At 69.2% G+C, this 14,888-nt stretch carries 16 protein-coding genes; 14 read left to right on the top strand and 2 right to left on the bottom strand.

The features are described 5' to 3' along the window. The first annotated feature begins 2 nt into the window (after nt 1-2). From ACQPYM_RS35995 to ACQPYM_RS35950, 10 genes are read left to right on the top strand one after another with little or no spacing between them, the layout of a single operon-like run. Nucleotides 3-926, top strand: coding sequence for a LysR family transcriptional regulator (locus tag ACQPYM_RS35995; protein WP_433009832.1), 924 nt, complete (start codon nt 3-5; stop codon nt 924-926). A gap of 10 nt (nt 927-936) precedes the next feature. Further along, nucleotides 937-1,584, top strand: coding sequence for an HAD family hydrolase (locus ACQPYM_RS35990; RefSeq protein WP_433009830.1), 648 nt, complete (start codon nt 937-939; stop codon nt 1,582-1,584). 15 nt (nt 1,585-1,599) lie between these two features. Then, nucleotides 1,600-2,745, top strand: coding sequence for an alanine racemase (gene alr, locus ACQPYM_RS35985; protein ID WP_433009827.1), 1,146 nt, complete (start codon nt 1,600-1,602; stop codon nt 2,743-2,745). A 5-nt stretch (nt 2,746-2,750) separates the two neighbouring features. Then, nucleotides 2,751-3,869, top strand: coding sequence for an alpha/beta fold hydrolase (locus tag ACQPYM_RS35980; RefSeq protein ID WP_433009825.1), 1,119 nt, complete (start codon nt 2,751-2,753; stop codon nt 3,867-3,869). Next, complete coding sequence (gene tsaE / locus ACQPYM_RS35975; protein ID WP_433009822.1) at nt 3,866-4,792, top strand: tRNA (adenosine(37)-N6)-threonylcarbamoyltransferase complex ATPase subunit type 1 TsaE; 927 nt, start codon at nt 3,866-3,868, stop codon at nt 4,790-4,792. Before ACQPYM_RS35980 ends, tsaE begins: the two co-directional genes overlap by 4 nt. A 3-nt stretch (nt 4,793-4,795) precedes the next feature. Beyond that, nucleotides 4,796-5,464 (top strand): tRNA (adenosine(37)-N6)-threonylcarbamoyltransferase complex dimerization subunit type 1 TsaB, encoded by a 669-nt coding sequence (gene tsaB, locus ACQPYM_RS35970; protein ID WP_433009819.1) that lies wholly within the window; start codon nt 4,796-4,798, stop codon nt 5,462-5,464. Next, nucleotides 5,461-5,913 carry a GNAT family N-acetyltransferase gene (locus ACQPYM_RS35965; RefSeq protein ID WP_433009817.1) on the top strand — a complete coding sequence of 151 codons (453 nt, stop codon included), beginning with the start codon at nt 5,461-5,463 and terminating at the stop codon, nt 5,911-5,913. The genes tsaB and ACQPYM_RS35965 overlap by 4 nt, the downstream gene beginning before the upstream one ends. Beyond that, the gene (tsaD, locus tag ACQPYM_RS35960; RefSeq protein WP_433009815.1) at nt 5,906-6,958 is read left to right on the top strand and encodes a tRNA (adenosine(37)-N6)-threonylcarbamoyltransferase complex transferase subunit TsaD; all 1,053 of its coding nucleotides are present in this window, start codon (nt 5,906-5,908) and stop codon (nt 6,956-6,958) included. The genes ACQPYM_RS35965 and tsaD overlap by 8 nt, the downstream gene beginning before the upstream one ends. Further along, the gene (locus ACQPYM_RS35955) at nt 6,958-7,407 is read left to right on the top strand and encodes a GNAT family N-acetyltransferase (RefSeq protein WP_433009813.1); all 450 of its coding nucleotides are present in this window, start codon (nt 6,958-6,960) and stop codon (nt 7,405-7,407) included. The genes tsaD and ACQPYM_RS35955 overlap by 1 nt, the downstream gene beginning before the upstream one ends. Further along, nucleotides 7,404-8,141, top strand: a complete 738-nt coding sequence (locus tag ACQPYM_RS35950) for a dienelactone hydrolase family protein (RefSeq protein WP_433009810.1) — start codon at nt 7,404-7,406, stop codon at nt 8,139-8,141. Before ACQPYM_RS35955 ends, ACQPYM_RS35950 begins: the two co-directional genes overlap by 4 nt. Nucleotides 8,142-8,203: 62 nt before the next feature. On the opposite strand, the gene ACQPYM_RS35945 is transcribed toward ACQPYM_RS35950, so the two are convergent. After that, the gene (locus ACQPYM_RS35945) at nt 8,204-9,388 is read right to left on the bottom strand and encodes a THUMP-like domain-containing protein (protein WP_433009807.1); all 1,185 of its coding nucleotides are present in this window, start codon (nt 9,386-9,388) and stop codon (nt 8,204-8,206) included. Nucleotides 9,389-9,410: 22 nt separating this feature from the next. Then, on the bottom strand, nt 9,411-10,058 hold the full coding sequence (locus ACQPYM_RS35940) for a peptidoglycan-binding domain-containing protein (RefSeq protein WP_433009805.1): 648 nt from the start codon (nt 10,056-10,058) through the stop codon (nt 9,411-9,413). Between the two features lie 314 nt (nt 10,059-10,372). Here ACQPYM_RS35940 and groES point away from each other — a divergent pair, with 314 nt between their 5' ends. From groES to ACQPYM_RS35920, 4 genes are all read left to right on the top strand, one after another. After that, nucleotides 10,373-10,669, top strand: coding sequence for a co-chaperone GroES (groES, locus tag ACQPYM_RS35935; protein ID WP_328329211.1), 297 nt, complete (start codon nt 10,373-10,375; stop codon nt 10,667-10,669). A 153-nt stretch (nt 10,670-10,822) separates the two neighbouring features. Continuing rightward, on the top strand, nt 10,823-12,442 hold the full coding sequence (gene groL, locus ACQPYM_RS35930) for a chaperonin GroEL (RefSeq protein ID WP_360277658.1): 1,620 nt from the start codon (nt 10,823-10,825) through the stop codon (nt 12,440-12,442). Between the two features lie 183 nt (nt 12,443-12,625). Continuing rightward, complete coding sequence (gene shbA, locus ACQPYM_RS35925) at nt 12,626-13,246, top strand: RNA polymerase sigma factor ShbA (RefSeq protein WP_433009801.1); 621 nt, start codon at nt 12,626-12,628, stop codon at nt 13,244-13,246. Beyond that, the gene (locus tag ACQPYM_RS35920) at nt 13,239-14,792 is read left to right on the top strand and encodes a hypothetical protein (RefSeq protein ID WP_433009799.1); all 1,554 of its coding nucleotides are present in this window, start codon (nt 13,239-13,241) and stop codon (nt 14,790-14,792) included. Before shbA ends, ACQPYM_RS35920 begins: the two co-directional genes overlap by 8 nt. The last annotated feature ends 96 nt before the right edge of the window (nt 14,793-14,888 follow it).

Below are 14,888 nucleotides of genomic sequence, written 5' to 3'. Positions count from 1 at the left end.
GAATGACCACTGACCTCGACCCCAGACGACTGCTGATCTTCCGTGAAGTAGCCCGTCTGGGGTCGTTGTCGGCGGCGGCGACCGCGCTGGGCTGGACGCAACCCGCCGTCGGGCAGCACATGCAGCGGCTGGAACGCGACGTCGGCATCCCGCTGATGCTCCGCTCCGTCCGCGGCATCACCCTGACCGAAGCCGGTACTGCGCTGCTGGCGCACGCCGACGCGCTCGCCGCCCGGCTGACAGCCGCCGAGAAGGAGTTGCGGGCCTTCGCCTCGATGGAGTTGGGCACGCTGTCGCTCGCCGCGTTCCCGTCGGCGGCTGCTGTCTTGGTGCCGCCTGCGCTGGCGAACCTGGAGTCACGCGCGCCCGCGCTCGAAGTACGACTGACAGAAGCAGAACCACCCGAAGCTCGAGCCCTGGTGACGGCGGGAGATGCCGACCTCGCGGTCGTCTTCGAGCATGAGGCTGTGCCTGAAGGTGATCTCGTCTGGGTGCCGTTGCTCGATGATCCGCTGCGGGCTGTGGTGCCGTCCGGTCATCGTCTGGCGGGTCGGACTCGGCCGATTGCGCTGGGGGATCTCGCTGACGAGCGGTGGGTTGCGGGGTGTCCACGGTGTGAGGAGAACCTGCTGGTGACGACGCGGGCCGCTGGGTTTGTGCCGGATGTGCGGCATCGGACCGATGACTATGTGGTTGCTCAGCGGCTGGTGGCCGAAGGGCTTGCTGTCACCTTGCTGCCGGGGCTTGCGCTACATGCGGCGCCAGGGACAGGCGTGGCTGTGTTGCCTGTGCGGACTTCGCCTGAGCGTCAGGTCGGCGTACTGGTTCGGGCTGAGTTGATGCAGAGTGCGGCGGTCGTGGCCGCGATCGAGGCGCTGCGGGTGGTGGCCGAGCGGACCGCCAAGCGACTGGTCTCGTTGTCGTAGGGTCGAGGACGTGACTGGACCCGGACTGGTGATCTTCGACAACGACGGTGTGCTGGTGGATTCCGAGCGGCTGGCGAACGGGATCCTGGCCGAGCTGTTGACCGAGGCGGGTCTGCCGTACACGTTCGAGGAGACGGTCCGCGACTTCATGGGCGGCAGCATGGTCTCGATGCGGCAGAAGGCCGAGGCCAAGCTCGGCTCACCGTTGCCGCTGGACCTCGAGGACCGATACCACGAGCGGTTGTTCGCCGCGTTCGCCGAGCTGCAGCCGGTGCCCGGCGTCCGGGAGGTGCTGGATCGGCTGGATGCCGACGGCATCACCTATTGCCTTGCCTCGTCCGGGACGCACCGGCGGATCCACACCGCGCTGACCACGGTCGGTTTCTGGGACCGGTTCGAGGGCCGGATCTTCAGCGCGGAGGACGTGGCGCACGGCAAGCCGGCTCCCGACCTTTTCCTGCACGCGGCGACCACGATGGGCGTCAAACCGGCCGACTGCGTGGTGGTCGAGGACAGCCCGCTCGGCGTCGCCGCCGCCAACGCGGCCGGCATGCGGGTGTTCGGCTACGCCGCGATGACCGACCCCGCCAAACTCACCGAGGCGACCGCCGTTTTCCACAACATGACCGCCCTCCCGGAGCTCATCTCAGCGGCCTGAGAGACTAGTAGGGCTATGTCAGAGCCTGTAGATCCCTCGAAGGTTCGTGCCGAAGCGGTCGTGGACCTCGGCGCGATCCGCCACAACGTGGCCGCGCTGCGTGCGCGTGCGGCTACCGCCCAGCTGATGACGGTGGTCAAGGCCGACGCGTACGGGCACGGGATGATCCCGGTCGCCCGGGCCGCGCGGGAGGCCGGCGCGGACTGGATCGGCGCGGCCGTGCTCGACGAGGCCCTCGCGCTGCGGGAGGCCGGCGACACCGGGCCGATCTTCTGCTGGCTGACCACGCCCGGCGAGCCGCTCGAGCAGGCCATTGCCGCCGGCATCGACCTGTCCGCGTCCGCGCCCTGGGAGATCGACGAGATCGCCGCCGGTGTGGACGACCGGCCGGCCCGGGTGCACCTGAAGATCGACACCGGCATGAGCCGCGGGGGCGCAGTACCGGAGGACTGGCCTGACCTGATCCGGGCCGCGCTGGCGGAGGTCAGGACCGGGCGGATCGAGATCGCCGGGGTCTGGTCGCACCTCGCGTCGTCGGACGAACCGAAGAGCCCGGTGAACGAGTATCAGGTCGCGACGTTCACCTCGGCTGTCGACGTGGTGGAGTCGTTCGGGATCGACCCGGGGCTGCGGCACCTGGCGAACTCGGGTGGCACGCTCGCGTTGCCGGAGACGCATTTCGATCTGGTCCGGCCCGGCATCGCGACGTACGGGCTGTCTCCGTTCGGGCACGAGGTGCCGGGGGAGGAGTTCGGGCTGCGGCCGGCGATGACGTTGCACGCGCGGTTCGCGATGGTGAAGCGGGTGCCGGCCGGCGTCGGCGTCTCGTACGGGCTGACCTGGACGGCGCCCAAACCCTCGACGCTCGGACTGGTCCCGCTCGGGTACGGCGACGGGCTGCCGCGGCACGCCTCGAACGGTGCGCCGGTCCAGGTCGCCGGCGAGCGTCGTACCATCGTCGGCCGGATCTGCATGGATCAGTGCGTGGTCAATCTCGAGGACGACCAGGCCGCCGCCGGCGACGAGGTCGTGCTGTTCGGGCCGGGCGTCGACGGTGAGCCGACCGCGGACGACTGGGCGGATGCGGCAGGAACCATCAGCTACGAGATCGTCACCCGGCTGGGCGCCCGCGTGCCCCGCCGGTACGTCGGCGGGAGGTGACCGGCATGGCAAAAGTAGGCCGCACTGCCGGCCTGATCGGCGCCGCGGTCGGAGTGCTCGCCGCGGGTGCTGCCGCCGGCGTGGCCGTCGAGCGGCAGCTGATCGGCCGCCGATCGGGTCAGCGCGCGCAGCTCGAGGCCGAGCCCTTCGGATCGCTGCGCGGTACGCCGCACGTCTTCACCGCCGACGACGGGGTCGAGCTGTACGTCGAGGTCGACGAGCTGAAGCGCTCGCGTCGGCCTGAGCCGGAGAAGAAGCGTGGACTCCGGCGCAAGGTGGTGAACCCGCCCGAGGATCTCACTGTGATCTTCTTGCACGGCTACGGGCTGAACATGGACTGCTGGCACTTCGAGCGGCGCGACCTGGCCGGGATCGGCACGATGGTCTTCTACGACCAGCGCTCGCATGGGCGATCGGGTCGGTCGCCGAAGGAGAACGTCAGCATCGAGCAGCTCGGCCGCGACCTGTACGGGATCCTGGAGAAGTTCGCGCCGACCGGTCCGGTGATCCTGGTCGGGCACTCGATGGGCGGTATGTCGATCATGGCGCTGGCCGAGTTGCACCCGGAACTGTTCGGCGACCGGGTGATCGGCGTCGGGTTGTGCTCGACCAGCGCGGGCGGGCTGGACCAGGTGCCGATCGCGCTGCCGGGCCGGATCGGGATGATGGTCCGGACGCTGGCCACCCCGACGGTGTCCGCGCTGGCCCGGATCCCCGATGTGGTCGAGCGCAGCCGCAAGGCGGGCACGGACATCAGCTACCTGCTGACCCGGAAGTACTCGTTCGGCTCCGAGGTGCCGCCGGCCTACACCGAGTTCGTCAACGAGATGATCGCCGCGACGCCGATCTCGGTGATCGCGGAGTTCTACCCGATCTTCGCGCTGCACGACAAGTACGGCGCGCTGGAGCCGTTGCAGAAGGTCGAGTGTGTGGTGATCGCCGGCGACAAGGACCACCTGACGCCGTTCGAGCACTCCGAGGAGATCGTCCGGCACGTGCCGGGAGCCGAGCTGGTCGAGGTACCGAACTGCGGTCATCTCGGCCTGATCGAGCATCATCGTGAGTTCACCGCGGCCCTGCTCGGAATGATCGAGCGGGCCGAACTAGCCCTGGGACAGACATGACCGACCTGCACGTGGTGGACGCGACCGCGGAGCACGTGGACGAGATCGTCGCGGTGATCCACCACGCCTTCGCCGCCCGCCGCACCCTCGACCCGCCGTCCACCGCGCTGTCCGAGAACGCCTCCACCGTAGGCGCCGCCGTCGCGCAGTACGGCGGACTGCTGGTGCGCATCGACGGCGAACCGGCCGGGGCGGTCCTGTACGACGTATCGGGCGACGTACTCGGGTTGCGCCGGGTGTCGGTGGATCCGCGCTTCCAAGGGCGTGGGGTGGCGTCGGCGATGGTTGGTTGTGCTGAAGACGCGGCCCGGGCGCGTGGGTTGCGGCGGATCCGGTTGGTCGCTCGGGTGGAGCTGCCTGACACGGTCGAGTTCTGGCGTCGGCGTGGGTATTCGGTGGTCGCTCGTGAAGGGCAGAACCTGATCTATGCGAAGGCGATGCCGATCTCGCTGACTGTTCCGACCGCCGAGGACATGCGTGCGGCCGCGGAAGAGTTGGCGGGGCAGTTGCGGGCGGGCGACGTACTGGTCCTGTCGGGTGATCTCGGGGCCGGCAAGACGACGTTCACCCAAGGGCTTGGCGCGGGGCTGAAGGTGCGCGGCGACATCACCTCGCCCACCTTCGTCATCTCCCGCGTGCATCCGTCGCTGTCGGGCGGCCCGGCGTTGGTCCACGTCGACGCCTACCGCCTCGGCGGTTTCGCGGAACTCGACGACCTCGACCTCGACGCCAGCCTCGAAGAAGCAGTAACCGTCGTCGAATGGGGCCAAGGCCTGGCCGAGTCCCTAGCCCCCGACCGCCTGGACATAGTCGTCACCCGAGGCGACAACGACACCGACGAAACCCGCTCCCTGAGAATCACCCCAGCAGGACCTCGCTGGGCCGAGGCCGGAGTCCATCTCTCTGTCCTGGAGAAGGGCTGAATCATGCTGCTTGCGTTTGATACGTCCAGTGCTGCTGTGACGGTTGCTTTGGCTGATCCGGTCAGTGGGGCGACTATCGCGTCGTCCTCGACGGTAGATGCCTTGCGGCATGGGGAGTTGCTGGCGCCTGCTATTGCGGAGGCGTTGGAGACTGCTGGGTGCCGGCCGGGGGATCTCACGAAGATTGCTGTGGGGGTTGGGCCGGGTCCGTTCACCGGGTTGCGCGTCGGGTTGGTGACCGCGCGGACGATGGCCGACGTGCTCGGGATCGAGGTGGCCGGGGTTTGCAGTCTCGACATCCTCGCGCGGCAGTCGTCGCTGAGCCTGCCGGTCGCCGTCGCGACCGACGCGCGTCGCAAGGAGATCTACTGGGCCCTGTACGACGGCCCCGCGGCTGACGGCAGTCGTCGACGCCTGGAAGGACCAGCCGTGGATCGCCCGGCCGACGTCGCGCATGTCCTCGCCGGCTTGCCAGTGATCGGCCGTGGCGCGGTCCTGTACGCCGAGGCGCTCGCACTCGAGTCGAGCGACGTGATCGAGTACCCGTCGGCCGAAGTACTGGCTCTCGGGGTGGCGACCGGGACGTTGCCGGTGGTCGCGCCGGACCCGCTGTACCTGCGGCGCCCCGACGTCACGATGTCCGGCGGACCCAAGAGCGTGCTCCCGAAGTGAGACCTGCGATCCGCCCGGCCGTCGCGAAAGACCTCGATGCTCTCGTGGCGCTGGACCGCGTCTGCTTCGGCTCGTCGGCGTGGAGTTCGGAGTCCTGGCGCGAGGAGTTCGCCCGGCTGGAGACGGACCGCGTCGTGCTGGTGGCCGACGAAGGGCGTGCGGTCGGGTACGTCGTACTGCTGGTCCCGTCGGTTGAGGACGACCCGGTGGAGTTGCTGCGGATCGCGGTCGACCCGGCGGAGCGGCGTACCGGGATCGGCGGGCAGTTGATGACGGCCGCGTTGCAGCGCTGCGCCGGCCGGACCGTCCTGCTGGAAGTTGCTGCAGGCAACAAATCGGCGGAGGCGTTGTACCGTGGCTTCGGCTTCGGGGAGATCAGCCGGCGGCGCGGGTACTACGCCGGTGGCGAGGACGCGGTCGTGATGCGATGGCAGGAGGACCATGAGTGACAACGAGCCCCTGATCCTGGGGATCGAGACGTCGTGCGACGAGACCGGGGTCGGCATCGTCCGCGGGCAGACCCTGCTCGCCGACGCGATCGCCTCCAGTGTCGAGGAGCACGCCAGGTTCGGCGGCGTCGTCCCCGAGGTGGCCAGTCGCGCGCACCTCGAGGCGATGGTGCCGACGATCCGGCGCGCTTGCGAGACCGCGGGGATCAAACCCTCCGACGTCGACGCGATCGCCGTCACCAGCGGCCCCGGCCTGGCCGGCGCGCTACTGGTCGGCGTCGCCGCGGCCAAGGGACTCGCGCTCTCCCTCGAGAAGCCGCTGTACGGCGTGAACCACCTCGCCGCGCACGTCGCCGTGGACACTCTCGAACACGGTGACATTCCCAGGGGCGCGATCGCGATGCTGGTCTCTGGCGGCCACTCGTCGCTGCTCGCGGTCGAGGACATCACGGTCGGCGTCGAGCCGATGGGCGCGACCATCGACGACGCGGCCGGCGAGGCCTTCGACAAGGTGGCGCGGGTGCTCGGCCTGCCGTTCCCCGGAGGTCCATATATCGACAAGGCGGCACGGGACGGCGGGGACGCGCTGTACGTGAAGTTCCCGCGCGGGCTGACCAGCCAGCGGGATCTGGAGCGGCATCGCTTCGACTTCTCCTTCTCCGGTTTGAAGACAGCCGTCGCCCGGTGGGTCGAGGCGAAGCGGCGAGATGGCGAGGACGTGCCGGTGAACCACGTCGCCGCTGCCTTCCAGGAGGCGGTCTGCGATGTGCTGGTCCGGAAGGCGATCGACGCCTGCAAGGACCGCGGGTACGAGCATCTGCTGATCGGCGGCGGGGTCGCGGCGAACTCCCGGCTGCGCGCGATGGCCGAGGAGCGTTGCTCGGCGGCGGGGATCGCAGTACGGGTTCCGCGGCCGGGGTTGTGCACGGACAACGGCGCGATGGTGGCGGCGCTGGGTTCGGAGCTGGTCCGGGCCGGGAAGACGCCGTCGCCGTTGGGGCTGCCGGCCGACTCGTCCATGCCGATCACGACGGTGCTGAACTGATGAGGTGGGAGCACCCGGGCGGTTTCGTGGCGGACGACGATGCGGCGCGGATCGATCTCGACGTGGTGCACGGGTTCATCAGTACGTCGTACTGGGCGGCCGGCATCCCCCGTGACGTGATGGCGAAGGCGATCGCGAACAGCCTGAACATTGGGGTGTACGCCGCTGCCGGTGCCCAGGTCGCCTATGCGCGGGCGGCGACGGACCGGGCCACCTTCGCCTGGATCGCCGACGTGTTCGTGCTGGAGTCGCACCGCGGACATGGGCTCGGCAGGTTTGTGGTGTCGACGTTGCTGGAGCATCCGGACCTGCAAGGTTTGCGGCGGACGTTGCTGGCGACGGCTGATGCGCACGGGCTCTACCGGTCGTACGGGTTCGAGGATCTGGCGGACCCGAGCAGGTTCCTGGTCGTCCAGCAGACCCCAGCGGTCCTGTACGGCGCATCGTGAGTTTCCCCCGGATCGATCTGCTGAAGTCGCCCCCGGACGCGACGCAGCTGGTGCTGCTCGCGCATGGCGGCAAGGAGAACTCCGTGGTCGAGACGGGTTCGTGGCGGGCGCCGATCCTGCGGATGTGGCCGTTCGCGGCGGCGGCGATCAAGGCCGCGCCCGGGTCCGCCGTCGGGCTCATGCGCTACCGGTACCAGGGGTGGAACGGCGCCGAGGCGCATCCTGCCGCCGACCTTCGAGCCGTGCTCGACCGGTTGCCCGAGCGGATCACACGCGTGCTGCTGATCGGACACTCGATGGGCGGCCGCGCTGTTGTTGCTGCTGGCAACCATTCTCGGGTGGCCGGGGTGCTTGCGCTCGCGCCGTGGCTTCCGCGGGGTGAGCCGTTGGTGGCGGTCCGCGGTCCGGTCGTCCTGGCCCATGGCGCGGACGACCGGATCACGAACCCGGCGGAGACGGCGGCCTATGCCCAGCGGCTGCGTGCCTCGGGGGTGCCGGTCGCTCTGTTCTCCCTCGAAGGCGAGACACATGAGCTACTCCGCCGAAGCGCCGACTGGAACGCCTTGGTCCGCGACTTCGTCACCGGCACCACCCCCAACCTGACCACCGACACCGACAGCATCGTCGAGCTACCGCGCTCAAGCCCCTCAGACAGCCCGAGGCGCGGCGTGCTGGACATCGCACAGGCGCGGCTGCGCCTGCGAGTTCTTAGTGGCGGGCTCCTGACCGGGTAGCGGCAACAGACGCAGCACCTCGTCCGTCGGCGAGCCGGCCAGGAGCCCGCTCGTGGGATCGATCATATGTTCGAATCCAGTGCGAGCGCAAGTCGGCGACAGGAGTACGCGACCGCGTCCCGGCCGATCCGGGTGACGATCAGCGTGGCACTGGCGGAACCCTTGGGCGACAGCTTCTTGCGCAGGACGGCGGGGTCGAAATCCACCCCGCGCTTCTTGATCTCCAGCGTCCCGATGTCCTGCGCGCGAACCCAGGACCGCAGCGCCTTCTCCTTGTAGGGCAGCTCTTCGACCACCTCGTACGCCGAAGCCAGCGGCGTGGCCACTGGGGTATCGCCGCTCACATAAGCGATCCGCGGATCGAGAAGCCAACCGTCGACGGCCTCGGCCACTGCTGTCACCAGCCCGGCTCTGACGACGGCTCCGTCGGGTTCGTAGATGTACCGGCCGACCGGGGCGCTCTCCACCTCGGGTGCTGACGTCACTGTCGCGCCGCTCGGCAGGAGGGTCGCGCGGCGCGTAGTACCGGCGTAGAGCTTGCCTGACCACAGTGCTGCTTCTTTGACCTCGCCGGCGTCGCTGACCCACTCCGCCTCGACGCCCTCCGGCACAGCCTCGTGGGGGATGCCAGGGGCGACTTTCACGCAGGCAGTGCCTGACAGCAGAGCGGTGATGAAGGACCAGGGCGGCGAGTAGGCGTTGTGGTCGAACACCCGCTTCCCATCCGCCCGCCGAGCCGGATCAGCAAAGACCACCTCGTACTGCGAGACGTCCTGCTCCTCCGCGTCTCCTACCAGCACCTCTCCCGGCAGCTCTAGTGCGGCAAGGTTGGCCCGAGCTGCTGCAGCCGTCGCGGGATCGCGCTCGACACCAGTGACTCGCAACCCGGCCCGAGCCGCGCTGATCAGGTCGCCACCGATCCCGCAGCCCAGGTCGATCACTGTGGCTTCCGGGAGTGTGCGGGCGATGCGCGCGGCCCGGTGTGCCCCGACTGCTGTCCTCGTGGCCTGCTCCAGGCCGTCTGGCGTGAAGTACATCCGCGCTGCGTCTGCTGCTCCGAACTTGGCGGCTGCCCTGTGGCGCAGCGACGCCTGCGTGACCGCGGCGGTCACCACAGCAGCGTCGTACCGGCGTCTGAGCTTCTCGACCAGGCGTAGCTCGCCTCCAGGCGTGTAGCTGGCGCAGGCCTCGGCCAGAACTGCGGCTCCGGCCGGCGCCAGTAGCAGCGAGATCGAGTCAGGTGTCACCCGGCACAGTCTGCCCCGCCGCTCAGAGCGGGCTGGAGCAGGCCTTGCTCCAGGTGTTGGTCCTGGTGGAGAACAGGCGCCAGTTCATCGCTGAGCGGGTCTTGGGGCCGTAGATGCCGTCAACGGCCAGCCCGTGGCGCTTCTGGACCGCCCGGATCACCCCGCGGGTGTTGCTGCCGTAGACGCCGTCCACTGTGAGCTTGTAGCCGTAGCAGTAGTTCAGATTGCGCTGCAGGGTCCGGATGGCGGTGTCCGGGTCGCCTCTGCGGGAGGTGGTCCGGTACGGGTCGTCGCCGTACATGAGGTTGCAGGTGGTGCTTGTGCTGTTCCAGACCGCAGGCAGGGGGATGCCCCAGCCGGTTCTGCCGACAGGTACCAGCCGGGCGTACAGGCATTGCGGGGTTGCAGCGGCTGCCTGAGCTTCCGCAGCGGTTCGCATTGCCGTGGTGTCCTGAGCCGGCCGGACCAGTAGTGGAGCTGCTGGGGGCGCTCCGCCGCCTGGCGCCGGCGCGGCTTGGGTGGGGCCGGCGGGGGAGGAGTTGTGGAGACCGTTGGCCGCGAGGCCTGCGACGACGAACGGGCTGACCGCGAGCGTTGCCAGTACGACGCCCTTGCGGGAGGTCAGCTTGGGGAGGGCCGGCTTCGGCAGGGACGGGAGACGGAGGGCCATGGTTCTCTCCTCGAGCAGTCGATCCCGGGGCGGATCGGGAACCTACAGACACGACGGTCCCATGCGAAGGTGCGGTTCGCCCAGACCTCGGTGGCGGAAAGCGGCCGGGCGATCACACCGGGTGCGGCGCTGCGCCGAGAGCGAGAATCTGGCACTCGAGTTGACCGAGTGCTAATCGCGGCCTAGATTCGGTATTGGCACTCTCCACCCGAGGGTGCCAGCGGCCCGGCCTCTGATCCCCGCGACGGCAGAGGCGAACGGCCGCCGCAGCACCCTTGAGAACACACAAAGAACTCGACCGTGGAGGTCAGCAAGTGTCGGTCACGATCAAGCCGCTCGAGGACCGTATCCTCGTTGCGCCGCTCGAAGCCGAGCAGACCACGAAGTCCGGCCTGGTGATCCCGGACACCGCCAAGGAGAAGCCGCAGGAGGGCGAGATCCTCGCCGTCGGCCCCGGCCGCATCGACGACAACGGCAACCGCGTCCCGCTGGACGTCAGCGTCGGCGACAAGGTCATCTACTCCAAGTACGGCGGCACCGAGGTCAAGTACGACGGCCAGGACTACCTGATCCTGGGCGCCCGCGACATCCTCGCAGTCGTCACCAAGTGACGTCGGAGCGTGCTCCCCGGCTCCGGGCCTAGAGTGCGCTCTTCGTTCGCTGTTCCTGACTGACACCGCTCCGGTGCCGCACGCCGGCGCCGGGGCGGAGTCGGTCCGGGACCGCGAACACCATTGTTGAAACTCAGAGAGGGACTTGTTTTTATGCCGAAGATCCTCGAGTTCGACGAGAACGCGCGGCGCGCGCTGGAGCGCGGCGTCGACAAGCTCGCGAACACGGTGAAGGTGACGCTGGGGCCGAAGGGCCGCTACGTCGTGCTGGACAAGAAGTGGGGCGCGCCGACCATCACCAACGACGGTGTCACCGTCGCCCGTGAGGTCGAGCTGGACGACCCGTTCGAGAACCTCGGTGCGCAGCTGTGCAAGGAGGTTGCCACCAAGACCAACGACATCGCCGGTGACGGTACGACCACCGCGACCGTGCTGGCGCAGGCACTGGTGCACGAGGGCCTGCGGGCCGTCGCCGCCGGGGTCAACCCGATGGGCCTGAAGAAGGGCATCGAGGCGGCCGTCGAGGCCGTGTCGGCCAAGCTGGTCGAGACCGCCCGCCCGGTCGACGACAAGGGCGACATGGCCCACGTCGCCACCATCTCCGCCCGTGACGCCGAGATCGGTTCGCTGATCGCCGAGGCGTTCGACAAGGTCGGCAAGGACGGCGTCATCACCGTCGAGGAGTCGAACACCTTCGGCACCGAGCTGGACTTCACCGAGGGCATGCAGTTCGACAAGGGCTACATCTCGCCCTACTTCATCACCGACGCCGAGGCCGGCGAAGCGGTGCTGGACGACCCGTACATCCTGATCAACCAGGGCAAGATCTCCGCTGTCGCGGACCTGCTGCCGCTGCTGGAGAAGGTCGTGCAGTCCGGCAAGACGCTGCTGATCATCGCCGAGGACGTCGAGGGCGAGGCGCTGTCGACGCTGGTCGTGAACAAGATCCGCGGCAACTTCACCTCCGTCGCCGTCAAGGCGCCGGGCTTCGGTGACCGCCGCAAGGCGATGCTGGAGGACCTGGCGGCCCTCACCGGCGCCCAGGTGATCGCTCCCGAGGTCGGCCTCAAGCTGGACCAGGTCGGTCTCGAGGTGCTCGGCACCGCCCGCCGGATCGTCGTCACCAAGGACAACACCACCGTTGTCGAGGGGGCCGGCAAGACCGACGAGATCGAGGCCCGGGTCAACCAGATCAAGGCCGAGATCGAGCGCACCGACTCCGACTGGGACCGCGAGAAGCTGCAGGAGCGGCTGGCCAAGCTGGCCGGTGGCGTCTGCGTGATCAAGGTCGGCGCGGCCACCGAGGTCGAGCTGAAGGAGAAGAAGCACCGGATCGAGGACGCGGTGTCCGCGACCCGTGCGGCGATCGAAGAGGGCATCGTCGCCGGTGGCGGCTCGGCTCTCGTCCACGCCGCCGCGGTGCTCGACAACGGCCTGGACCTGGAGGGCGACGAGCTCGCCGGTGTCCGGATCGTCCGCAAGGCGATCGTCGAGCCGTTGCGCTGGATCGCCGAGAACGGTGGCTACGAGGGTTACGTCGTGACCGCCAAGGTCGCGGAGCTCGAGGTCGGCAGCGGCTTCAACGCCGCCACCGGTGAGTACGGCGACCTGCTCGCCCAGGGTGTCCTGGACCCGGTCAAGGTGACGCGTTCCGCGCTCGCCAACGCCGGCTCCATCGCCGCTCTGCTCCTCACCACGGAGACGCTGATCGTCGACAAGCCCGAAGAAGAAGAGCCCGCCGCAGCCGGTCACGGCCACGGCCACGGCCACTGATTCTTCGTACTACGCACCACCGAACTGCCCGGCAGACGCGTCTGCCGGGCAGTTCCGCGTCGTGGGGCCGGGGGTGATCACTGGTTGTAGTGGAAAAAGGTCGGGGATCACCTATTGCCACTATGCAAAGGGGTTTGGCCGCCGTATTCTCTTGCAGGCTGACTGTGAACGAGGGGGGCAGGGGTGACTGAGGTCCAGGTGCCGCACACCCATGATCGCGTGGAGCTGCGTGATCTCGCCGCTCTGGCCGGCGCAGGTGACCGGAACGCTCTGAACGATCTGCTCACCCGGGTCCGGGCGGTGGCCCACCGGTACGTGCGGTCGAGGCTGTGGACCTACCCCGGCGGCGCCGACATGGTCGATGACGTCGCTCAGGAAGTCTGCGTGGCGGTGTTCGGGGCGCTGGGCCGGTACCGGGACGAGGGCCGGCCGTTCGAGGCTTTCGTGTACGGGATCGCGGCGCGCAAGGTCGCCGACGCCCAGCGGGCGTTCGCGGTGGCCGACGTGTCGACGCCGGATCTTCCGGACGGTGCGGACGAGTCGCCGACGCCGGAGGAGCACGCGGTCAGACACTCAGAGGTCCAGCACATCGTGGGGTTGCTGGACAGGTTGCCGGAGAAACTGCGGGAGATCCTGCGGCTCCGGGTGGTAGCGGGGTTGTCAGCCGAGGAGACCGGCCGGGCACTGGGGATGACACCGGGGGCGGTGAGGGTCGCACAGCATCGGGCGTTGAACACGCTCAGGGGGTTTGTGGGGCATGAAGCACAGTCGGAACGACGGGCAGGGGAGGAGCGACATGGCTGACCGTTTTGATCTCGACGCGATAGAAGCCGACGACGCGCTGCTCGATCTGCTCGCAGCCGGTGGGGAGTCCGCCTGGGAGGCGGGCGAGCACGACCCGGCCCTGAAACTGCTGGCCGGTCTGCGGCTCGCGGTGGAGGTCGAGGACGAGCTCCCGGTGGAGACGATCGACGATCCGGAGAGCTTCCTGGCACGCTGTGCCGCGCTGACTCCGGTGATGGACCCGTTCGCTCGCAAGATGGCCGCGCGGAGCCTGGCGCTCGGCGTCGCCGCGGTGGCCGCGCTGTCGGTGTCCGGGGTGGCCGCGGCCGTCACGGGTGACCCGCTGTCGCCGTACGAGAAGGTGATCGAGAAGGTCGTCGACGGCCTCCGGTCCGAGACGAGCGTTCCGAAGGAACAGCTCGACGGCATGCCGGTGTTCGACAAGACGAAGATCGTCAAGGTCGCCAAGGACTTCGAGCAGAAGGCCAAGGACAAGGAGAAGGCCAAGTACGAGGAGCAGGGGCTGGCCGACGAGCCGGCCCAGGCCATCGTCGCGCCGAAGCCGCCGCTGGCCCGGCCGATCCCGCAGACCGAGCAGCAGTTGCAGATCGAGACGCCGATCTCGAACCTGCCCGCGGTGGAGACGCAGCCCGAGCCCGAGCAACCCGCCGAGAAGCCGGCCGAGCCGATCGCGCCCGAGCAGCCGGAGCCGACGGACCCGCTGACCACACCGGCCGAGCCCGAGCCCGAGCCGACCGACGACCCGACCACACCGGTCGACCCGCAGCCGACGGACCCGCCGACCAGTACTCCGACGGATCCGCCGACCACGACGCCGACCGACCCGGCCACCACGCCGACCGATCCCGCCACGACCCCGACGACGCCGGGCGGGACCAACGGTTCGACCGGCGACAACGGCTCGACCGACAACGGCAACGGTCAGACGGGCAACGGCCAAACGGGGAACAACGGCTCGACGGGCGACAACGGCTCGACCGACAACCCCACCACCGAGCCGAGCGTTCCGGTCACCCCGCCGACGACGGTGCCCAGCACCGGCGGCGACACCAACACCGGCGGCGACACCAACACGGGTGACACCGGTACGGGTGACACCGGCACAGGCGACACGGGCACAGGTGACACCGGTACGGGCGACAACGGCACGGGTGACACGAACACCGGTGGCGACCAGACCGCACCCGGTGGCGACACCTCTGGTGACGCTGACAAGCCGGCCACGCCGGACAACCCGGTCGAGCCGGTCACGGAGATCGTCGCGACCCTGCTGCCGTCGCTCCCGGTCGCGAGCAGCACGACGGTCGAGGCCCCGCCGCGCCGCCTGCCGCAGTACGTCGGGAAGAGCGTCAGGTCGGTCGGCAAGCACTCCAACGGCAAGCCCGAGCTGGGCTGGGCGAAGGCGCGCTACGCCAAGGGCAAGCACTCCAGCGGCCGGTACGCCGAGGGGCAGCACGCCGCGATCGCGCGGGCCCACGGTTCGATGGCGCCGGTCACGATCCGGCAGATCCTCGGTGTGCTCAACACGCCGATGAGCGACCGCTGAACCACGCAGAGCGACCGCTGAGCACACTGCTCAGCGGTTCCTGACCAGCCTCCCGGACGGGACCGATTCGGGAGGCGGGGGGCCGGCGGCATAGGA

The sequence above is a fragment of the Kribbella sp. CA-294648 genome (genome assembly GCF_050943845.1).
GTDB lineage: Bacteria > Actinomycetota > Actinomycetes > Propionibacteriales > Kribbellaceae > Kribbella.
This window is presented reverse-complemented; position numbering and strand designations above follow the sequence as displayed.